19 protein-coding genes and 1 riboswitch are annotated in these 20,334 nt (G+C 48.0%); of the genes, 17 read left to right on the plus strand and 2 right to left on the minus strand.

Annotation, left to right across the window (positions count from 1 at the left end; genetic code table 11):
* The first annotated feature begins 125 nt into the window (after positions 1-125).
* From C8U37_RS11345 to C8U37_RS14500, 5 genes are all read left to right on the plus strand, one after another.
* Positions 126-1,397, plus strand: coding sequence for a UDP-N-acetylglucosamine 1-carboxyvinyltransferase (locus C8U37_RS11345; protein ID WP_108033337.1), 1,272 nt, complete (start codon positions 126-128; stop codon positions 1,395-1,397).
* 136 nt (positions 1,398-1,533) lie between these two features.
* Positions 1,534-2,793, plus strand: coding sequence for a transcription termination factor Rho (gene rho / locus C8U37_RS11350; RefSeq protein WP_108033338.1), 1,260 nt, complete (start codon positions 1,534-1,536; stop codon positions 2,791-2,793).
* Between the two features lie 94 nt (positions 2,794-2,887).
* Positions 2,888-3,253 (plus strand): DUF6568 family protein, encoded by a 366-nt coding sequence (locus C8U37_RS11355; protein ID WP_108033339.1) that lies wholly within the window; start codon positions 2,888-2,890, stop codon positions 3,251-3,253.
* Between the two features lie 187 nt (positions 3,254-3,440).
* Complete coding sequence (locus C8U37_RS11360; protein ID WP_108033340.1) at positions 3,441-3,704, plus strand: type B 50S ribosomal protein L31; 264 nt, start codon at positions 3,441-3,443, stop codon at positions 3,702-3,704.
* A 384-nt stretch (positions 3,705-4,088) separates the two neighbouring features.
* On the plus strand, positions 4,089-5,222 hold the full coding sequence (locus C8U37_RS14500; protein WP_170100274.1) for a YdeI/OmpD-associated family protein: 1,134 nt from the start codon (positions 4,089-4,091) through the stop codon (positions 5,220-5,222).
* A gap of 280 nt (positions 5,223-5,502) precedes the next feature.
* Here the strand turns inward: C8U37_RS14500 and C8U37_RS11375 are convergent, their stop codons facing one another.
* Positions 5,503-6,282 (minus strand): SMI1/KNR4 family protein, encoded by a 780-nt coding sequence (locus C8U37_RS11375; RefSeq protein ID WP_108033342.1) that lies wholly within the window; start codon positions 6,280-6,282, stop codon positions 5,503-5,505.
* 182 nt (positions 6,283-6,464) lie between these two features.
* On the opposite strand from C8U37_RS11375, the gene C8U37_RS11380 reads away from it, so the two are divergent.
* The 10 genes from C8U37_RS11380 to C8U37_RS11425 all read left to right on the plus strand — a co-directional run bounded on the left by C8U37_RS11380 (position 6,465) and on the right by C8U37_RS11425 (position 16,828).
* Complete coding sequence (locus C8U37_RS11380; protein ID WP_211306217.1) at positions 6,465-7,022, plus strand: LemA family protein; 558 nt, start codon at positions 6,465-6,467, stop codon at positions 7,020-7,022.
* A 36-nt stretch (positions 7,023-7,058) separates the two neighbouring features.
* Entirely contained in the window at positions 7,059-7,967 is a 909-nt protein-coding gene (htpX, locus tag C8U37_RS11385) for a zinc metalloprotease HtpX (protein WP_108033344.1), read from the plus strand.
* A gap of 228 nt (positions 7,968-8,195) precedes the next feature.
* Positions 8,196-8,945 carry a hypothetical protein gene (locus C8U37_RS11390; RefSeq protein WP_108033345.1) on the plus strand — a complete coding sequence of 250 codons (750 nt, stop codon included), beginning with the start codon at positions 8,196-8,198 and terminating at the stop codon, positions 8,943-8,945.
* Between the two features lie 175 nt (positions 8,946-9,120).
* The gene (locus C8U37_RS11395; RefSeq protein ID WP_108033346.1) at positions 9,121-10,206 is read left to right on the plus strand and encodes a D-alanine--D-alanine ligase; all 1,086 of its coding nucleotides are present in this window, start codon (positions 9,121-9,123) and stop codon (positions 10,204-10,206) included.
* Between the two features lie 141 nt (positions 10,207-10,347).
* On the plus strand, positions 10,348-11,724 hold the full coding sequence (locus C8U37_RS11400) for a UDP-N-acetylmuramoyl-tripeptide--D-alanyl-D-alanine ligase (RefSeq protein ID WP_108033347.1): 1,377 nt from the start codon (positions 10,348-10,350) through the stop codon (positions 11,722-11,724).
* Between the two features lie 405 nt (positions 11,725-12,129).
* Positions 12,130-13,704 (plus strand): degradosome RNA helicase CshA, encoded by a 1,575-nt coding sequence (gene cshA, locus C8U37_RS11405; RefSeq protein ID WP_086987011.1) that lies wholly within the window; start codon positions 12,130-12,132, stop codon positions 13,702-13,704.
* Positions 13,705-13,827: 123 nt separating this feature from the next.
* Positions 13,828-14,178 (plus strand): holo-ACP synthase, encoded by a 351-nt coding sequence (gene acpS, locus C8U37_RS11410; RefSeq protein ID WP_108033348.1) that lies wholly within the window; start codon positions 13,828-13,830, stop codon positions 14,176-14,178.
* 13 nt (positions 14,179-14,191) lie between these two features.
* Complete coding sequence (gene alr, locus C8U37_RS11415) at positions 14,192-15,313, plus strand: alanine racemase (protein ID WP_108033349.1); 1,122 nt, start codon at positions 14,192-14,194, stop codon at positions 15,311-15,313.
* Positions 15,314-15,496: 183 nt separating this feature from the next.
* Positions 15,497-15,542, plus strand: a riboswitch (PreQ1 riboswitch).
* Between the two features lie 7 nt (positions 15,543-15,549).
* Positions 15,550-16,038: a QueT transporter family protein gene (locus C8U37_RS11420; protein ID WP_245879829.1), complete on the plus strand. Its 489-nt coding sequence runs from the start codon at positions 15,550-15,552 to the stop codon at positions 16,036-16,038.
* A 142-nt stretch (positions 16,039-16,180) separates the two neighbouring features.
* Entirely contained in the window at positions 16,181-16,828 is a 648-nt protein-coding gene (locus C8U37_RS11425) for an MBL fold metallo-hydrolase (protein WP_108033350.1), read from the plus strand.
* Between the two features lie 346 nt (positions 16,829-17,174).
* Here the strand turns inward: C8U37_RS11425 and cbpA are convergent, their stop codons facing one another.
* Entirely contained in the window at positions 17,175-17,816 is a 642-nt protein-coding gene (gene cbpA, locus C8U37_RS11430) for a cyclic di-AMP binding protein CbpA (RefSeq protein ID WP_108033351.1), read from the minus strand.
* 384 nt (positions 17,817-18,200) lie between these two features.
* Between cbpA and C8U37_RS11435 the strand changes: the two genes are divergently transcribed.
* Together C8U37_RS11435 and C8U37_RS11440 are read left to right on the plus strand one after the other, a co-directional pair.
* Positions 18,201-19,535, plus strand: coding sequence for a hemolysin family protein (locus tag C8U37_RS11435; protein WP_108033352.1), 1,335 nt, complete (start codon positions 18,201-18,203; stop codon positions 19,533-19,535).
* A gap of 70 nt (positions 19,536-19,605) precedes the next feature.
* Positions 19,606-20,334, plus strand: a complete 729-nt coding sequence (locus C8U37_RS11440) for an O-methyltransferase (protein WP_108033353.1) — start codon at positions 19,606-19,608, stop codon at positions 20,332-20,334.

The raw sequence follows: 20,334 nt of genomic DNA on the forward strand, positions 1-20,334 counted from the left end.
CTAAAAATAATGGTATTTCGGTATCGTTGCGCCGTTTTTCCCGTGACAGGCAATCCGTGCGAGCGATTCCATTTATTTCCGGATGATTTGTCGTTCGGCAACTACACATGAAGTGAGGCTTTTTTATGAAAAAATTAGTTATAGAGGGGAATAAACCGTTGAACGGTGAAATCACCATCAGCGGAGCGAAAAACAGCACGGTTGCGCTGATACCGGCCGCCATTTTGGCGGACTCCCCAGTCATCTTGGAAGGCATCCCCAACATTCAGGATGTGCACTCTCTGATCGATATCCTTGAGGACTTCAACGTCGAAGTGTCTTTTGATGAGGATGAGGGCATCATCACGATCGATCCGACCAACATGATTTCCATTCCGATGCCTACCGGGAAAATCAAAAGCTTGCGCGCTTCGTATTATTTCATGGGAGCTATCCTTTCAAAATTTGGTGAAGGCGTCATCGGACTGCCTGGAGGCTGTTTCTTGGGCCCAAGACCGATTGATCAGCACATCAAAGGTTTTGAGGCGTTGGGCGCGACAGTGCGCAATGAAATGGGCGCCATCTATCTGACCACACCGGAAGAGGGTCTGACAGGCGATCGCATCTATCTTGACGTGGTTTCGATCGGAGCGACAATCAACATCATCTTGGCGGCGGTCAAAGCTAAGGGCAAAACAATCATCGAGAATGTGGCCAAAGAGCCGGAAATCATTGATGTGTGCATCTTGTTGAACAACATGGGTGCAAAAATCCGTGGAGCCGGTACAGATATCATCCGGATCGAAGGCGTGGAAAGCTTACATGGCTGCAGACACACCGTGATACCTGATCGCATCGAAGCAGGGACTTATCTGGCCGCTGCCGCAGCGATGGGTGAGCGTGTGCTTGTGAAAAATGTCATCGTCGAGCATATCGAAAGCCTGATCGCAAAAATGGAAGAGATGGGTGTAGAGATGGAAATCGGCGAGGACAGCATCCTCGTCAAAAAATCCGATAACCTGAAGATGGTCCACATCAAGACGTTGCCTTACCCTGGTTTTGCGACAGACTTGCAGCAACCACTGACTCCGCTCTTGTTGAAAGCGAGCGGTGAGGGCACCATCGTCGACACAATCTATCCGAAGCGCGTCAACCATATCCCGGAGCTCCGCAGGATGGGTGCGAAGGCCAAGGTAGAAAGTGACATGATCTTCATGCAAGGCCCCAACAAATTGACCGGTGCGGAAGTTACAGCCAGCGATCTGCGTGCTGGAGCGTGTCTGGTCATCGCCGGATTGATGGCGGAGGGCACAACCACAATTTCCGGTATCGAGAATATCCTGCGCGGGTATGATCATATCGTCGAAAAACTGACCGCTTTGGGCGCAGACATCAAAATGATCGAAGACGAAGAATAAACTTCTTCGCGCAGCACGATAATAAGGAGCACCTTCAAAGCAGTAACCGACTTTGGAGGTGCTTTGAATATCTAACTATGTTGCATTTGCCAAAAACAAGCATCATAAGAATGATAAGAGAGGAAGGTGGAGCTGTTTGGAAGATATGCTTACCTTGCATGAGTTGGAAAGTAAGACGCTGAAAGAAATATACACCTATGCCAGAGAACTGAAAATCCCCTACTACAGCCAAATGAACAAAAAAGAGTTGTCCTTGGCGGTCATCCGTGCCCAAGAGGAGAAACAGGGATTCTTCATGACCGAGGGCATTTTAGATATCGTTGCTCAGGAAGGATTCGGTTTTTTAAGGCCGATCAACTATTCGCCGAGCCAAGAAGACATTTACATATCGACGTCGCAAATCAGACGCTTCGATCTGCGCAATGGGGACAAAGTAGCCGGAAAGGCCAGACCTGCGAAAGCATCCGAACGTTATTACGGCCTGATGCAAGTCAGTACGGTGAACGGAAAACGGCCTGATCAAGCCAAAGAGCGCTCGCACTTCCCAGGATTGACGCCCATCTACCCGAACCATCAGATGAAGTTGGAAAACACACGGACAAACGTAACCGCTCGGATGGTCGATTTGTTCTCGCCCATCGGCTTCGGTCAACGTGGGATGATTGTTGCGCCTCCTAAAGCAGGGAAAACGACTTTGCTGAAAGAAATCGCGAACGGCATCACCACCAATCATCCCGATGTCGAATTGATCATGCTGCTCATCGATGAGCGTCCGGAAGAAGTGACGGATATCGAGCGCAGTGTGAAGGGAGATGTCGTCTCCTCGACTTTCGACCAGCAACCGGCAAATCATGTCCGGGTTGCGGAACTCGTCCTGGAAAGAGCCATGCGCCTTGTCGAAGACAAACGTGATGTGGTCATCTTGATGGATAGCCTGACGCGTTTGGCCCGTGCCTATAACTTGGTTATTCCGCCAAGCGGCCGTACGTTAAGCGGAGGGATCGATCCGGCAGCCTTTTATCGCCCGAAACGTTTCTTTGGTGCAGCCCGTAATATCGAGGATGGCGGCAGTCTGACGATCATCGCAACTGCGCTTGTCGACACTGGCAGCCGGATGGATGAAGTTATCTATGAAGAATTCAAGGGAACGGGGAACATGGAGCTTGTGCTTTCCCGTGAATTGGCGGAACGACGCATCTTCCCAGCCATCGATATCAAAAAATCGGGCACCCGCAGAGAAGACCTCCTGCTGGATGCGAAAACGATGGAGAATATCTACAAAGTCCGCCGCGGTATGCGCGGGGATGCTTTGGAATACACCGAGAGCTTCCTGAAACAGATGAACACGACCGAAAACAATGAAGCTTTGCTGAACCGTATTTCGTTGATGAAATAGAAGCGTGCCAGAAGGCGTGTGAGCAAATCATGAGCATTTTTTAAAGCTTCCCGGTATAGTGGAACTATCAAAACGCAAAACTGGAGGTTTTCAAATGCTTTTCAACAAAGGAAATTACGAAGAGGACACAAAAGAATTCATAGAGATCACGGCTGAAGAGTTTGAAGAAAAACTGGCTGCTGGAGAAAAAGCAGTCGTTTATCTCGGGAAAGCTGTTTGCCCGTATTGCCGGAAATTTGTCCCTAAATTAGATAAGGTCCGCAAAGAAAAGAACCTGACGATCCACTATCTCGACAGCCTGAACACATCGACAGACCCGGCGATCCAAAGTCTGCGCGACAGAATGGGCGTCCGTACGGTGCCTGCTCTTGTGAGGATCGATGGTCCGGGCCAATTCACGAACCTGAATGCCGACAGCAGCCTTTCAAAAGAAGAGATTGCAGCCATTCTGGAAAAATAACGCAAACACGTTTTTCTCACTGCTGCTTGGATGGGGAAAACGTGTTTTTAAAATTTGTCATTGCATTCTTGCTGTTTGCGTGGTATCATTTTAACGTTAAAAAGGATTACCCTGTGGTAGGCCTTTTATTACAAAATGACAACTCTGGCTTAGTAAATAATCCAGGGCAAAAAGGAGCGAAAGAGACATGAAACAAGAAATCCATCCAAATTACCAACCGGTTGTGTTCATGGATACAACTACAGGATTCAAATTTTTATCAGGTTCAACAAAAGGTTCAAGCGAAAAAGTTGAATGGGAAGATGGCAACACTTACCCAATGGTCCGTGTAGAAATTTCTTCAGATTCACACCCGTTCTATACAGGACGTCAAAAATTCACGCAAGCCGATGGCCGTGTGGACCGCTTCAACAAGAAATACGGTTTCAAAAACAACGAAGAACAAGCATAATCTTTTTGAAGAGGGCTTTCCCGGTTTCGGGAGGGCTCTTTTTTTGTTTGTATTGGGTTGTGGGGAGGGCTTCACTTGAGAGGCGGCGCCGTTCGCCGGAGATGGGATATCGGAATCGGTGGCCAGCTCCGGTGAGGACCCGCTCCCCGGAGGACTCCGGTAATTTGATGGGCCCAACTCCGATGAGCACCGCCCCATCGGAGATAAAGGCAGAAAATGTGGGGCGAACTCCGGCGAAGCCTATGTTCGCCGGAGAAGCGGGGGATTTCTGGTCAAACGGTATTTTTCCGGTGAACGGACTGTCGTCGAGGCTTGGGATTTTGTGGGTGGTCTATTGGTTTGCTATGATAGCTTTAACACGAAGGAACGAAAGGGGAAGCGAATATGGCATACGAACCTAAAACCAAGCCGACGGAAGTGTCTGTGCAGGCGTTCATCGAGGAAATCCAGCAGCCGCAAAAGAAAGAGGATGCATACGCGCTGTTGTCGTTGTTTGCGGAAGTGACCGGTGAGGAAGCCAAAATGTGGGGGCCGAGCATCATCGGATTCGGGAAATATCATTACCGGTACGCGAGCGGCCATGAAGGCGATGCCCCGCTGGCAGCTTTTTCGCCGCGCAAGACGGCATTGACGTTTTATTTTATGCTGCCTGATGGAAGACGGCAAGAGTTGCTTGGGAAGCTCGGCAAACACAAAATCGGAAAGGGTTGTGTGTATGTCAACAAACTGTCCGACATCGATACGGCTGTGCTCGAGGAGATGATCCGGGAAGACATCGCTCATGCGCACCAACTTTATGGGGAACAAGTCGCCGGCAAACCGCTTCCGGCAGCAACGTCGATCACGAAGCGTCTGGGATTCGAAAAATTCCAAAAGTGTGCCGTTCTGGGGGAAGAGCGCGCCATGGCTGACGATTTTACGGATCTTGAAGCCTATGATACGGATTTGGGTTCCGGGAAATACGATCTGATTTTTTCCTACGTTCTGACTCTGGAGGACCTGAATGAACGCGTCTGGGATACGATCAAAGCGGAGCGCCTGAATCCGGAAGGCTATCTTTACATCGCATATCCGAAAATCGGGAACAAAACCTATGACACATCCGTGCATCGCGATGCCATCTTTCCCAGTCTTGGCGTGGACGACGGCAATGGCTATGTCGGCGACAGCAACCTGAAATTTGCGCGGATGGTCAAACTGGATGATACATTCACGCTCGTCGGGATGAAAAATGATGTCAAAGGCAAAGACAAGTCGATTAAAGCGAGTAGCGGCAATGTGGTCGACTATGAGAAATTTATTCCGGATCTGAAACAGTTTCTGGAAGAAGGACAGCCGGATGCCGCCAAACTTTATGCAGAACTGACACCGGGCTATCAGCGGGATTGGGCGCGCTACATCTACAGCGCCAAACAAGCCGCTACGCAAGCAAAACGCAAAACGGAAATGCTCGATGTGCTCGGCAAAGGCCACAAGACGAAGAACCTTTACCAACAGTGGCTGAAGGAACAAGGGTAGCAACAAAAGCAGGGGATTGCCGCAACGCGGCAGTCCCCTGCTTTTGGCTGTTGTTAGGGGGCTCCCGTCTCCGGTTAACGACCGCTTCTCCGGTGAACATAGGCTTCGCCGGAGTTCCGACTGATTCTGTGGTTCCTCCTCCGACGAGCCCCTCTCCATCGGAAGTGACGCCGTTTTCGCGTCACCAGCTCCGACGAGAGATTCCTTGGCGGAGCTGGTGACGATTCTGCAGTCCTGTCTCCGATGAACAGCACTGTTGCATACTGTTAAGCACTCGCATTCACTCATCCGCAAGCTCTTTTTCCAGCGTTCTGGCTAGCTCTTGGATCGCAGGATCCTGATCAGCCTGAAAGTTCGCCAGCACATCCGTGGCAGTTTCCGGAAGTTCATTCCTGAAGTAGAGAATCTGCGTTTCCAACGCTTCGCAGGCGATTTTTCGGCAGTCCGCATCAGGGTGCGTGGAAAAATGCGCGATCCATTGGAGATACCATTGTTTATCCGTGTCATCCTCAAAGTGCAAAAACAGCTCAGGTAATCCCGCGGCGTCAGCCAGCAAAAAGGCGTGTTCTCCTTCGGTATGCGTGAGCTGAATCTCTTCAGGAACGGTCAGAGGTCCAGTGGTCAGGCTGCGCAAGAATTGGTCAAAATCGCCAGCAACAGTCTGCCAATTGTCCGTTTCGATATCGATGTGTCGGATGCTCGGTTCGCCGGAGGGGGACAATTTTGAATAATCGAAGGCAAAGAGCTGGTTGCCGTTACTGCTGAAAATCACAAAATAATCCGGCAGCCCTGCTGAACGGGCAACTTTTTGCTGGGCATACAGGCTGTTCGGGCGATTGTCGTGAAGCCCGAGGATCGAATGGACAGCTGCGTAATCAATGCCGTCGGAGGTCGGCTCTATGGTCGGGATGCGGGAGTACAGCAGATAGCCGCCGTTCTGTTCCGTCAGTAGGTCAAGATAGGCCCGAGGCAACGCAGCCGCGGTCACGTCATGGTATAACGGGGTGGGTTTGAATAGGATGGACAGATTTTTCAGGGGTTCTTGCGGGATGAAATACATATGGACACCTCATCTGATTTTCTTTCCTTCATGATAGCACATTAGCCGGAACTTTTCGGCGAAGAGGTGGTTAGTCTATTTTTTTACAAAACGAACAGACTCTTCTATAATGGGAGGTGTAGACGGAAATTTGTCTAGGTCAGCCGTTAGGTCGGTAAGAGAGAAAAGGAGCTGTGAGCAAAATGGATTGGTTAATAGGAATCATTGTAGTGGCAGCGATTATCGGGGCAGTATGGGTTTCGTTGTATAACAGTCTTGTGAAAAATAAATTGTGGGTAACGGAAGCTTGGAGCCAGATCGATGTCCAGTTGAAACGCAGGAACGATCTGATCCCGAACATCGTTGAGACAGTCAAAGGCTATGCGAAGTATGAACAGGAAACTTTGACCAAAGTCATCAATTTGCGCAATATGATTTCCGATATGGGAACCGAAGATCCGGCTAAAAAGATGGAACTGTCCAATCAACTGTCGAGCCAATTGCGGACTGTTTTTGCTTTGGCAGAGGCGTATCCCGACCTGAAGGCGAATCAAAATTTCTTGGCATTACAGGAAGAATTGTCCGCAACTGAAAATAAGATTGCCTATGCGCGCCAATTGTACAATTCGAGTGTTACGCAATACAACATCAAATTAGGGACATTCCCGAGCAACGTTGTGGCAAATGTCCATGGTTTCCGTCCGGAAGTCGTTCTGGCTACTCCGGAAGAAGAAAAAAATGTACCGAAAGTATCGTTCTGAGTAAATATGAATTAGATGGAAAGTTGGTGAGTACCATTGCTCCATCAACAAATTGAGCAGAATAAACGGCGTACCGTGCTGATCGTATTTTTATTCTTTCTCCTGTTTGCGGCATTGGGAGCGGCCATCGGCTATCTGAATTGGGATAACGCCTTGTCCGGTGTCGCGCTTGCTTTGATCATCGGAGTGGTCTATGTCGTCATCATGGTGGCACAATCCACACAAGTGGTCATGAGCCTGAACAATGCCCGTGAAATAACGGATAAGGCGCAATACCCGATGCTCTGGAATATCGTCGAGGAAATGACGATCGTGACCCGGTTGCCATTTCCGAGAATCTTCATCATCGAGGATGAAAGCCCGAATGCGTTTGCGGCCGGAAATTCTCCGGAAAAGGCATCTGTCGCCGTGACGACGGGCTTGCTGGGGAAATTGAACCGGGAAGAATTGACGGGTGTATTGGCGCATGAGTTCGCGCATATCCAAAACTATGACATCCGTTTATCCACTGTCGCTTTAGCAATCGCAGGGCTGATCGCATTTTTGGCTCAGTTCAGCACCCGGATGATGTTCTGGGGTGGCGGCGGCCGCCGACGCAGGAGCGACAACAGCGGTGGGGCAGGCATTATCCTGTTGCTGTTGTCCTTGTTCATTCTGATTCTGTCGCCTTTTGTGGCCACGATCATCCGCTTGGCGCTCTCCAGAAACAGGGAGTATCTGGCTGATGCGAGCGCCATTTCATTCACGCGTAATCCAGAGGGGCTGAAATCCGCTTTGAACAAAATAGCGAATAGCGACCCGATGGAGGCAGCAAATGCTGCCAGTGCCTCGCTTTATATTGTGAATCCTTTCAAACGGATGAAGGAGGGCGAAACAGAAAGCGATGGCTTGTTTTCGACCCACCCTTCAACGGCAAACCGAATCAAACGATTAGAAGCTATGTAAATAGCTTCTTTTTTTCGGACGTTTTATCCAAATTGCACAAATAAAGTTCGGGTTTTAGTGTGGAAACCCTTTCAATTTGTTGTGGTGAAAAAAAATAGGAGAAAAAGGCAAATTATCTTTGTAAAAGATACGGATTTGTAATAATATTAACATGGTACTGATACCTTAATCGGTTTTGCACGTAGTAGAATGATAATAAGGGATATTTCGGAAAGGGGGGGATCATTCATGAGCGAAGATATGTTATATGTTCATTATGAAACAGTCAGCAATTATGTTTTGAGCAAAGGGATAGCGGTGAAGGATTACACAAAGTTAGCCCGGAAGCTTCCGGAAAACTTATTGTTGGTGGACGGAAGAAAAAGCATCGGAACATATGATAATCATACCGGTTTTCAGGTTATCAAAGGCCAAGAAAACGTAAAAGCGTTCTTCCAAAAAGGGACGGACAATCAAACCGCTATGGGAAAATGGATTGATTTTGTGAATGTGGATATGTTGCATCTCCTCACCCCAATCGAAATATCCGAGATCCTGTATATCGCCCATGCGCATACGCACTTGCACTCACCGTTCTATTATAAATTACAAAACAACTACATCTACCTAACGTTGCCAAATGGCTTCATAAAAATGTACTATCGCTACCTGGAGCAATTCCATGAGCTGTTCGCCGAAGCCATCACCGTCAAGTTGAAGGAAAAAGTGAATGAGAAGAAGCGCTTTTATCAGAAAGACAAAGAAATTGCGCCATTCCCTATCGAACGCGTGAAGGAATTCATTCCGATCTTCAAAGAAGGAGCCGTTATCTCTTTCAGGCAGATGAGCATCGAAGAAAATACATACTGCATCCCATTGTTCATCGCGGAAGACCGTTACGCCAGTATTGGCGGCCGTTTCAACGAAAAGGATTCGGTAGGCACCATCTGTTATGACATGGAACGCAATGAATGGAAAATAAATATAGACTTCGAATAAAGGCCTAAGCCGGAACTTAGGCTTTTTCTGTATCCGTTGAGCCGGAATCAGTTGTTTTGATCCCAGCAATCGGGATGCCAAGTCACTTTTCACAAAAATCGTTTTAGCTAAAAAATAAATATGGTACAATGTTTGGTGATTAAGGTAGTTATCAAAAAATTCGGAGGATTTCTCGATGAAAATTTATTTGATTTACGGCGGAAAGAGCGCTGAGCACGATATCTCGATCCTGACAGCACATTCGATCATAAAGGCGATCTATTTCAACTATTATGAAGTTGTGCCCGTCTATATCACCAAGGCAGGCGCATGGATTCAAGGGCAATCCCTGTCTGAACCGGTGGCATTCTCTGAGAACCTTTATTTAGAGCCGGGTTCCGAAAAGCACTTTGCCGATTCGCAGGGTGGGAAATCCTACGGAGAACTTATTTCACCTGCAGACATCCAGTCTGAGGATGCTGTCATTTTCCCCGTACTGCATGGACCCAACGGAGAAGACGGAACGGTGCAAGGGCTGTTTGAAGTCCTGAATATGCCGTATGTCGGCTGCGGCGTCCTTGCCAGCGCCAGCGGAATGGACAAAATCGTCAGCAAGCATCTTTTCCAACAAGCAGGGTTGCCGCAAGTGCCTTATGTGGCCGTAACCCGGAATGACTGGAAAAATGACCGCGAGAAGATCTTCATCCAATGCGAAGGCAGCCTGATTTATCCGATGTACATAAAGCCAGCCAATATGGGCTCAAGCGTCGGCATCTCCAAAGCTACGAATCTTGAAGAGTTGACCGCAGCGATCGAGACGGCTTTCCGCTATGACCGTCGCGTGGTCGTTGAACAAGGCATCGAAGCCCGTGAAATCGAAATCGCGGTATTGGGAAATGACGATGTTCATACCTCCGTACCCGGTGAAATCGTCAAAACCAAAGATTTCTATGACTACGAAGAGAAGTACGGCAATGAAGAAGTACTGCTGCAGATTCCGGCTGAATTACCGGAAGAAATCATAGCCAAATTGCAGAATTATGCAACAATCGCTTTCCAAGCGCTTGACGGCAGCGGTTTGAGCCGCTGCGATTTCTTTGTGACCAAAAACAATGAAATCTACATCAATGAAGTCAATACTTTGCCTGGCTTCACTTCCCGCAGCATGTATCCGTTGCTTTGGGAACACACAGGATTGAAATACAGTGATCTGGTGGAAGAGTTGATCCAGTTGGCCCTGAAACGCCATGAAGAAAAACTATCCTATCAATTTGTAGAATGATGAATGAAAGGCCGTGATTTTCCTGATCGCCAGCAGCACCAAAAGCATGGAATGCTTGCTGCGAACCCAGGGAAAGGACGGCCTTTTTTTTAGATCAGAGGGAAGGGCTTCTGAGAAATAATCGGAAATGAGGAACCAAATATGAAACCATTACGCATCATCGATGTTGTGAAAGCTGTCGGAGCGATCGACTATACGTCGGCTAATCGCTTCGCTGAAATAAATGCTGTCGTCTTCGACTCCCGTAAAGCAACGCCGGACAGTTTGTTTGTGCCTTTGCAGGGGGAAACGGATGGGCATGATTATGTCCAATCGGCAATCAAGAACGGAGCGGCAGCAACTTTATGGAGCCGTGAAGCAGGGGAAGCGCCTGAAGATATTGCCGTCATTCTGGTGGATGACACGCTGGAAGCTTTGCAAAAATTGGCGGAAGCCTACCTGAATATAATCCAACCCAAAATTGTCGCAATTACGGGCAGCAACGGGAAAACGACCACCAAAGACATGACGGCTGCCGTCCTGTCCGCCCGGTTCCGTGTCCACAAGACGGAGGGCAATTATAATAATGAAATCGGCATGCCGATGACCATTCTGGAGATGCCGGAAGACACGGAAGTGCTGGTGCTTGAAATGGGCATGAGCAACTTCGGCGAAATCAGCTTGTTGAGCCGATTGGCCAAACCGGATGTCGCCATCATCACGTTGATCGGGGACAGCCATTTGGAATTCCTCGGGAGCCGCTGCGGCATCGCCAAAGCCAAATTGGAAATTTTGGAGGGGCTGAAGCCGGAAGGGACGTTCATTTATCCTGGCGACGAGCCGTTGATTGCCGAAGAGCTGCCTCAGGAAAGCAACTTCCGTCAGCTGACTTTCGGTACGGACGAAAAGGATGCGGTCAATGCCTATGACATCGTTCCCGGCAAAACCAGAACAACTTTTCATGTGAATCTGGATCCGACAGTCGATTTGGAGATCCCTGTATTGGGTGTGTACAATGTCCGTAATGCATTGGCTGCTTTAGCCGCTGCCCAGGTGCTGGGTATGACGATCGCCGAAGTGAAGGAAGCGTTGGCGACCTTTCAGCTGACCGCCAACCGCACACAGTGGCTGAATGGCGTAAATGGCTCGCAGCTGTTGAATGATGCCTACAATGCCAGTCCGACTTCGATGACGGCTGTGCTGCGTTCCTTCGCGCATTTGCCGCGTGAGGGCAAGAAAATTGCGGTGCTCGGGGATATCCGGGAATTGGGCGAACGTTCTGCTGAAATGCACGCTGCCTTGGCGGCTGAAATTTCTCCTGCAGAGTTCGATCAGGTCTATCTGTACGGCACGGAAATGGCCGCTCTTTATGAAAACTTAAAGACTGCCTTTCCGGAAGGGAAACTTTATCATTATGTTGGGGAGAAGGCGCCATTGATCGATAAGCTGAAAGCAGAGCTTCAACAAGCCGATCAAGTGCTGATCAAATCCAGTTTCGGCACTGATTTGTTGGCAGTTGTGGCAGGTTTGCGTGTATAATAGGAAATGTAAGGGAATTTGAATGGGTCGTGTCGTCGCAAAAGCAAGGAGATCCCTTTTTCAGCCAATTTGGAGCGCATGTGTCAATTGTCGGTAAATTGTAGGTTCACTTGTCATTTTCATTAGAAATATCCTTACAACAAGGTTTTTTTGTAAGAAATTTCATTATTTTAAGAGAAAATGATTTGTAAAAATCTGCGGAACGTGTTATTATTGCTGATGGTAAGAATAGAGAAATAAGAGGGTTTTTTCTGCGAAGTGCAGAATGTTTGATTTATCAAGCTTTCTATTCAAGGGATTAAGTAAAAAAGGTTTATCTTTTATTTATAAGATTATGAACCGTATTTAGATACGGGTAAAAGAAAAGACTCTCTAAATTTTAGTTTCTCAAAATTAGGAGGAAACATGAAATTTTCAGAATTAGGTTTAGATGCAGTATTATTACAGTCGATTGAGACAATGGGCTTCGAGGAAGCAACACCCATCCAAACGGAAACTATTCCTTTGGCACTCAAAGGATTAGACGTTATCGGCCAAGCACAAACAGGTACTGGTAAAACAGCTGCTTTTGGATTGCCGATGTTGCAAAAAATCAACACAGAAAACAAAGCCATCCAAGGGATTGTTATCGCGCCAACGCGTGAATTAGCGATTCAAACACAAGAAGAACTTTATCGCTTAGGCAAAGACAAACATGTATCAGTACAAGTGGTTTATGGTGGAGCAGATATTAGCCGTCAAATTCGCGCTTTAAAAAACAAACCGCAAATTATCGTTGGGACACCAGGCCGTTTATTGGATCATATCAAACGCAAAACAATTCGTTTGGATCATATTGAAACGCTAGTTTTGGATGAAGCAGATGAAATGTTGAACATGGGCTTCTTGGAAGACATCGAAAGCATCCTTAGTGAAACACCGTCTGAGCGTCAAACATTGTTGTTCTCAGCAACGATGCCTGACCAAATCAAAAAAATCGGTGTTAAATTCATGCATGCTCCAGAACACGTAAAAATTAAAGCATCTCACGCTTCTGCTAACTTAATTGATCAATATTTCGTCAAATGTAAAGATTTCGAAAAATTCGATACAATGACTCGTTTGTTCGATGTTCAAAATCCGGAATTGGCTATTGTATTCGGCCGTACAAAACGTCGTGTTGATGAATTGTCTAAAGGATTGGAACTACGCGGTTACCGTGCAGAAGGAATCCATGGCGACTTGACACAACAAAAACGTATGAGCGTTTTGAATGCATTCAAGACTGGCGATTTGGATTTCTTAGTAGCGACTGACGTTGCTGCGCGTGGATTGGATGTTACAGGTGTTACACACGTGTACAACTACGATATCCCGCAAGATCCAGAAAGCTATGTTCACCGTATCGGCCGTACTGGTCGTGCCGGTAAAGAAGGTATGTCAGTGACTTTCGTTACACCAAACGAAATGGATTACTTGCGTACAATCGAAAACTTAACCAAAAAACCGATCACTCCATTACAACCACCAAGTGATGAAGAAGCTTTCCGTGGCCAAGTAAAATCAGCTATGGATGAAGTGGAATCATTGGTGAAAGAAACAGAAACAGACAAATATCAACGTGCAGCTGTTCGTTTGCTTGAAGAGCACACTGCTGAAGATTTGGTAGCAGCATTCTTGAAGAGTCTTTCTAAAGATGCTACTGATGTTCCTGTTAAGATCACACCAGAACGCCCATTGCCTTCAAGAAAAGGTAAAGGCGGCGGTGGTTACAAAGGTAAGAGCACAGGCGGCGGCTACAAAGGTAACCGTAGTTCATCAGAAAGACGCGGCAGCGGCGGTGGCGAACGCAGCGGCGAACGCAGTGGCAACAAAAATCGCTCAAGCGACAGCAAACCACGCTCCGGCGGCAAACGCTATGATGACAAACGTGGCGGCGGCAGCGCCGGCGCACCTAAAAAAAGCAGCCATAGCTTCACTATCCGCAGCAACAACGACTAATTCGTGATCAAAAACCTCTTCTCCAATTGGCCTACGCCAGGGGAAGAGGTTTTTCTTATGGTGAAAAATTGGTTCGTTTTTGGTAAAATGAGAACAATGCATGCAGAATAGGCGGTGATTGGAATGATTTATGGAATAGGATTGGACGTAACCGAGCTGGACCGCATCACCAAAGCCTACGATCGGCGTTCGGGTTTTGCGGAACGGGTTCTGACCGAAGCGGAACTGAAGTTGTTCTTGGCTCTGAGTGGGTCGCGCCAAATGGAATTTTTGGCCGGACGCTATGCCGCGAAAGAAGCTTTTTCGAAGGCTTATGGCACAGGCATCGGCAAGCTGTCTTTCCAAGATGTCGAAATTTTGCCCGGAGAGAACCGGAAGCCTGAAATAACCAAATCTCCGTTTGAAGGGACAGGATTCGTTTCCATCACCCATTCGGGGAACATCATTGCCGCGCAAGTGGTATTAGAAAAGTAAAGGGGTTTTAACCATGGTAGTAGGAAAGCACCGTCCCACAATAGAAACTGTCGATTTGGAAGCTATTTCGTGGAACATCCAACAAATCAGGAAGGGTCTGTCGCCTGGAAAGAAATTTTTCGCGGTCGTCAAAGCGGATGCCTATGGACTGGGTGCCGTCCCGGTCGCGAAAAAGGCGAAGGAGGCGGGTGTGGACGGATTCTGTGTCGCGCTGTTGGATGAGGCGATGGAGCTGCGGGAAAATGGGCTGTCCGATGACTTCATCATGGTTGTGGGCCCAACGGAGGCAGAAGACGCTGCGCTCATAGCGGACAACGGAATCAGCGTTGCTGTCACTGCAACGGAATGGTTGGATGCTGCCTTACCGTATCTGCAGAAACGGAAAACGGAGCTGCCGGTCCGAGTGCATTTGGCCATCGACACCGGGATGGGCCGCATCGGTCTGCGCACGGTCGAGGAGGTCAAAGCCTTCGAGGAGCGCCTTGCGGAACTGGATGGCTTTGTTTTCGAAGGTATCTTTACGCACTTCGCAACGGCCGACGGTGAGGATCCAACATTGGTGGATCGCCAGCTGGCTTTGTTTGAAGAGATTTTGCAAGGAATGGCGCAACGCCCGCCAATTGTACATCTGGCGAATTCCGCGATTTCGCTTTGGCATGAAGCGTTCCAGACGGATGCGGTCCGCGTCGGAATCGCAATGTACGGCTACAATCCTTCCGACACCGTGTTGGAGCTTCCTTATGAATTGAAACCATCCGTACAGTTGGATACCCAGATCAGTTATGTCAAACAGATGCATGAAGGCGACACGATCGCATACGGCGCCCGCTACCGTACTTTTGAGGGAGAATGGATTGCTACACTTCCGATTGGCTATGCCGACGGGTGGAGACGGGATCTTCGCCATCAGACAGTCATCGTCGATGGTCAACGCTGCCCAATCCGCGGAGTCATCTGCATGGATCAATGCATGATCAGTCTGCCGAAAGAATATCCGGTCGGAACGAAAGTGACGCTCTTGGGGGAAAACGGTGGACTCGTCAATAACCCCTCCGAAATGGCGGTAACGATCGACACGATCGGCTATGAGATCTTGACGGGAATCAATGCCCGCGTTCCGCGCGTCTACAAATAGAAAAACAGAAAAATCAGTAAAGCTGTCTTGTGCCTGTCAGGGGTAGGCAGCTTTTTTTGCTGCGTGAAAGACGGAGTAAAGTCACTTGAGAGCTCCACCTCCGGTAATGAAAATCAGATGAAAATGCGCCGTTAGTCGTTTTCAAAAGCGAACATGTATGGTAAACTGTTTTAGCTCTCGGATGAGTGCGTGGTTCGTCTACCATCCCACGAAAAAAAACTAGGAGGTTTTTAAGGTTGAGTACAAGAAAAATGGTTATCAATACAATTATCGCAGCGCTTTATGTTGCGTTGACAGGGATTTTTGCTTTTATGTCGTTCGGTGCTATCCAATTCCGCGTTTCAGAAATGTTGAATCATTTGGTGGGTTACCACAAAGATTATAAATACGGTGTTTTGGCGGGTGTTTTTATCGCCAATCTGATTTTTTCAACATTAGGGGCTTGGGACTTGGTGTTCGGATTTGGTCAGACATTGATCTCTTTCCTTATTCTGGAAAAATTGTTCAAACCCAACGATTCTGAAATGAAACGCATGATGATGACTGCGCTCGTCTTCACAGTGACGATGGTTCTTGTCGCAATCGAGCTCTATATCGTTCTTGATTTGCCTTTCTGGTTTAGCTTTGTGACAGCGGCATTCGGGGAAGCTGTCGTGCTGGTTTTGTCAGCACCGCTTATGAAATACATGAACAAGATCATCGGTTTTGCCGAAAAAATGGCCTGATCCATTAAAAAAATCATATGAGAAAACGGGAGAACGGGGGCTTTTGCTGGATGAACAGCAAAAATCCTCGTTTTTTGCTAGGATATTTCTCATCGTTCTCTTATAATAGAGGGGTAATCGAAAAAGAGGGAGGCAACAATATATGGAAATGTACGCAATCACAGTCGGTCCTATCCAGGAAAACTGTTATTTTTTAATCGGAGACCATGAGAATGATACGATCATCTTTGATCCGGGTGAGCAAGCGGAGGACATCATCGCAGCCATCGAAGAGAATGAGTTGCATCCGATAGCGATCGTGTTGACACATGCGCACTATGATCACATCGGAGCCCTCGAAACAATCCGGGAAAAATACGATGTTCCCGTCTATCAAAATCCTATCGAACGGGAATGGTTGTTGGATCCGCAACTGAATGGATCAGCACGCAATCCGAACGTTCCCGATGTCCAACTGGCGAAGGAAGCGGATGTCTTCTTCGAGGAGATGGGGCCTTACGAAATCGGTGAATTCCATTTTGAGATGCAACATATTCCCGGGCATTCGCCAGGAAGTACCGTTTTCATTTTCCGCGAGAACGGGTTCGCGATCGTTGGGGATGTCATTTTCAAAGGAAGCGTCGGCCGCAGCGATTTGCCGGGTGGCAGCCATGAAACCTTGATCGAAGGCATCCAAAAATATATCGTACCTCTTCCAGGGGAAACGGTCCTGTTCCCGGGACACGGCGATCCTACGACAGTAAGGGAAGAAATCTATTCAAACCCCTATCTGAATGGCGCTACTCGCTGATCCGGGTGCGCGCAAAAAAGTCGGACAAAGCCTTGTGCTTGGTCCGACTTTTTTGGTTAGGTCGAGTTGGATCGACGCGAAATTCCCGGCGAGGCCCTCCTCACCGGGAAATCATGTAGAAATCAACGCGAAATTCCCGGCGAGGCCCTCCTCAGCGGGAAAACATGTAGCGGTCGACGCGAAATTCCCGGCGAGGCCCTCCTCAGCGGGAAAACATGTAGCGGTCGACGCGAAATTCCCGGCGAGGCCCTCCTCACCGGGAAATCATGTAGAAATCAACGCGAAATTCCCGGCGAGGCCCTCCTCAGCGGGAAAACCCTGGGCAGCCAATGCTGCGCGTTATGATTCAGAAATCGACTTGCAGGTTTTCGATTTCCGTCACACGGAAATCCTTGCGTTCCAGCGCCTTTACGATGGAGTCCAGCACCTGTTTGGGTGTGCCGGCGGGTAAAGTGACCAATACTCTGCGCAACGCGTCTTCCCGGTTGATGTCCAAGGAAATGCAGCTGGCGATGGAGGAATAGCGATTGATGATTTTGGTTATGTGGTACAGATCGCCTTTCTGACCGGGCGCGATGACAGTCAGCACGTAGCTTCCGACATCGATGCTCCATGATTGGGCCAACATGTTCAACAAGGCGTTATGGGTCAGGATGCCGTAAAAGGTCATATCCTTATTCAAAACGGAAATGTAGGGCAATTCTTTGATGGTAAAAAATACCTTAAAGAATGAACTGTCTATCGAAATGAATTTTGTGGCATTCTTCAGCAGATGCGTGACAGGCAGGTTCATGTCCCCGCCGTTCGCTTTGTGCCGATAGATATGCATTTTGTAGATGTTTCCACGAAAAATGGTTTCTGTTTCGTCCAAAATCGGAACGCAACGGTAGCCGGAATCTTCGAGGATATCCAGTGCATCCCGAAGCGTGGCGGACTCTTTGACGATGGTCAGCTCTCGTTTGGGGAGGGCAAGTGAGCGGATAAGCATATAGTTAAAATCCTCCTAAAACACGGTTGTATAATGTGATAATAACATTAAAATAAAAAAAAGCAACGGTTATAAACGCATAGTTGGAAATTCTTAAACATTTGATAAATCAAGCGGTAAAGCCCTTCCAAGACGGTGGCAGCCTCCAATGAACATTAGATTGGAATGAGAACACTTGTCGGTACCAGAAGACCGAAGGAAGGAGAGCCGGAAAGCTCCAGCAGGTGCCGTATGAAAAATCTCTTGATTTTTCGAGCGGAGTTCACTATATTAAGTAGTATATAATTGAACACAATCTATATTTTTTTATGCAACTGCACAGCGCCTTGTTTCAGGGCATGCCCCAGTTGCGTGAGTCATCATGAAAAAGGAGAAAAAAATCATATGAACCCAGACCCCGAAGGCCAGTCGTTACTATCAAAAATAGCATTGATCCTAACCCTGACTTTACTGAATGCTTATTTCGCCTCAGCCGAATTGGCATTTGTTTCCATCAACCGTTCCAAAATCGAGAAGCTGGCCAAAGATGGCGACAAGAAATCACAAAAGGTTTTGCGTCTCTTAGAGAATCCGGATGATTTCTTGGCCACTATCCAAGTTGCCATCACATTTGCCGGATTCTTCAGCAGTGCGTCCGCTTCATCCAATTTCGTCGGCTATATCGAGCCGTTGTTGGGAAGCGTCACCGGCGGCAAAACGATAGCGATGATCATCATCACCGTTGTCCTTTCCTACATCACACTCGTGTTTGGTGAACTGTACCCTAAACAGATCGCCTTGCAGATGCCCGAAACCATTGCGCGCCACACTGCTGGCCCGATCGTTGTCGTCAAGACTCTCTTCAAGCCGTTCGTTTGGCTTTTGTCATTTTCGACCGGTATCCTGAAGAAGCTGACGCCGATCGAATTCACGAATGAGGAAGAGAAGCTCACCCGTGATGAAATGAAGGCCATCCTGGCACAGAGCCGAGGCGAAGGGGTCATTGATCCATCAGAGTTCACGATGATGCAGGGTGTGCTTTCGTTGGACACGAAGCTTGCCCGCGAATTGATGGTGCCGCGTACCGACACCTTGATGATGGATTTGGATGATGATCTGGAATACAACATCGCGCTGGTTCTGAACAGCCAATATTCCCGGATTCCGGTCTATGAGGAAGACAAGGACAATATCATCGGCGTTCTGCATATGAAAAATGTTTTGAAGGCGTCAAAGGAAGTCGGTTTCGAGCGGATCGCTTTCCGTGAGTTGGTCAATACACCTTTGTTCGTCCCTTCCACTATTTATATAGATGATCTCTTGGTCGAGTTCCGCAAGACCCACACGCATATGGCCATCATCAAGGATGAATACGGTGGCGTGGAGGGGATCATCACCCTCGAGGACCTTTTGGAGGAAATCGTTGGGGACATTGAAGATGAATATGATGAAATTTACCGCCTGTCGAAAAAAATCGATGACAATCATTATGTCGTGAATGGACGCATGCCGCTGGACAAGTTCAATCAATTGTTCAAGACGGCGATCGCTTCCGAAGAAGTGGATACGATCGCTGGATACATGATTGAGGAACTCGGTTATTTTCCGAAAGATGATGAGCATGCGACGATTCAGACTGGAGAGTTTCTGCTGACGACTACGCAGGTCGAAAGCGGCCGGATCCGTGGCATCCGTGTCACGAGAGAGCCCGTCCAAACAGTGGTTGTAGAGGATGAATAAGCACAAGGCTGGGATCCATTCCCAGCCTTGTTGCCATTGATAAAAGAGTATGCGATAAGGAGAAAAAAGTATGGCATTGAACGAAATGATGGATAGACCCGTCGTAAAGAAAGAACTGGTCGCTTTTATGCGCGACAGACTGAAACGTTTCCCTGGAGAATTGGGGGAACTGGAAAAGACAGCGAATGAGAGAGGCGTGCCGATCATCCCTCATGAAACAGCTGTTTTCCTGAATATGCTGCTGGGACAGATCAAACCTGAACAAATATTGGAAATCGGAGCGGCAATCGGCTTCTCAGGCAGCCTGATGGCGCAGCATGTCGGAGCGCAAGGCCATGTCACGACCATCGATCGTTTTGAGGTCATGATCAACCACGCAAAAGCAAACTTTGAAAAACTGGGCATCGCGGACAAGGTGACGCTTCTGGAAGGCGATGCGGCGGAAGTCCTGCCTACTTTGGAAGGACCGTATGATTTTATCTTCATGGACAGCGCGAAGTCAAAATATTATGAATTTTTACCACACTGTATCCGGCTTCTGAAGAAAGAAGGCATGCTGGTCATCGATGATGTTTTCCAAGGCGGCACCATCCTGGATGATGAAAAGGATGTTCCCAAACGGGTCCGCAAGATTCACCGCCGCCTGAACAAGCTGATGGATACCGTGCTGGACCATCCGGCATTGGAAACGTCCCTCGTTCCTCTGGGCGATGGCCTGTTGCTGATCGTCAAAAAAGAAGACTTCGATTTCGGCTATATCCTCGATGAAATCAAAGCAGAGAACCAGAATCGCGCATAG

Origin of the sequence: Trichococcus patagoniensis (assembly GCF_003051085.1) — a bacterium.
Taxonomy (GTDB): domain Bacteria; phylum Bacillota; class Bacilli; order Lactobacillales; family Aerococcaceae; genus Trichococcus; species Trichococcus patagoniensis.

Coding starts and splice junctions, on each gene's coding strand:
- cbpA (WP_108033351.1), bottom strand. CDS start 17,816: ATGCTTATCCGCTCACTTGCCCTCCCCAAACGAGAGCTGACCATCGTC.
- alr (WP_108033349.1), top strand. CDS start 14,192: ATGGTAGTAGGAAAGCACCGTCCCACAATAGAAACTGTCGATTTGGAA.
- C8U37_RS11380 (WP_211306217.1), top strand. CDS start 6,465: ATGGATTGGTTAATAGGAATCATTGTAGTGGCAGCGATTATCGGGGCA.
- C8U37_RS11395 (WP_108033346.1), top strand. CDS start 9,121: ATGAAAATTTATTTGATTTACGGCGGAAAGAGCGCTGAGCACGATATC.
- acpS (WP_108033348.1), top strand. CDS start 13,828: ATGATTTATGGAATAGGATTGGACGTAACCGAGCTGGACCGCATCACC.
- C8U37_RS11390 (WP_108033345.1), top strand. CDS start 8,196: ATGAGCGAAGATATGTTATATGTTCATTATGAAACAGTCAGCAATTAT.
- C8U37_RS11360 (WP_108033340.1), top strand. CDS start 3,441: ATGAAACAAGAAATCCATCCAAATTACCAACCGGTTGTGTTCATGGAT.
- C8U37_RS11435 (WP_108033352.1), top strand. CDS start 18,201: ATGAACCCAGACCCCGAAGGCCAGTCGTTACTATCAAAAATAGCATTG.
- C8U37_RS11355 (WP_108033339.1), top strand. CDS start 2,888: ATGCTTTTCAACAAAGGAAATTACGAAGAGGACACAAAAGAATTCATA.
- C8U37_RS11345 (WP_108033337.1), top strand. CDS start 126: ATGAAAAAATTAGTTATAGAGGGGAATAAACCGTTGAACGGTGAAATC.
- C8U37_RS11425 (WP_108033350.1), top strand. CDS start 16,181: ATGGAAATGTACGCAATCACAGTCGGTCCTATCCAGGAAAACTGTTAT.
- C8U37_RS11375 (WP_108033342.1), bottom strand. CDS start 6,282: ATGTATTTCATCCCGCAAGAACCCCTGAAAAATCTGTCCATCCTATTC.
- C8U37_RS14500 (WP_170100274.1), top strand. CDS start 4,089: ATGGCATACGAACCTAAAACCAAGCCGACGGAAGTGTCTGTGCAGGCG.
- C8U37_RS11440 (WP_108033353.1), top strand. CDS start 19,606: ATGGCATTGAACGAAATGATGGATAGACCCGTCGTAAAGAAAGAACTG.
- cshA (WP_086987011.1), top strand. CDS start 12,130: ATGAAATTTTCAGAATTAGGTTTAGATGCAGTATTATTACAGTCGATT.
- C8U37_RS11400 (WP_108033347.1), top strand. CDS start 10,348: ATGAAACCATTACGCATCATCGATGTTGTGAAAGCTGTCGGAGCGATC.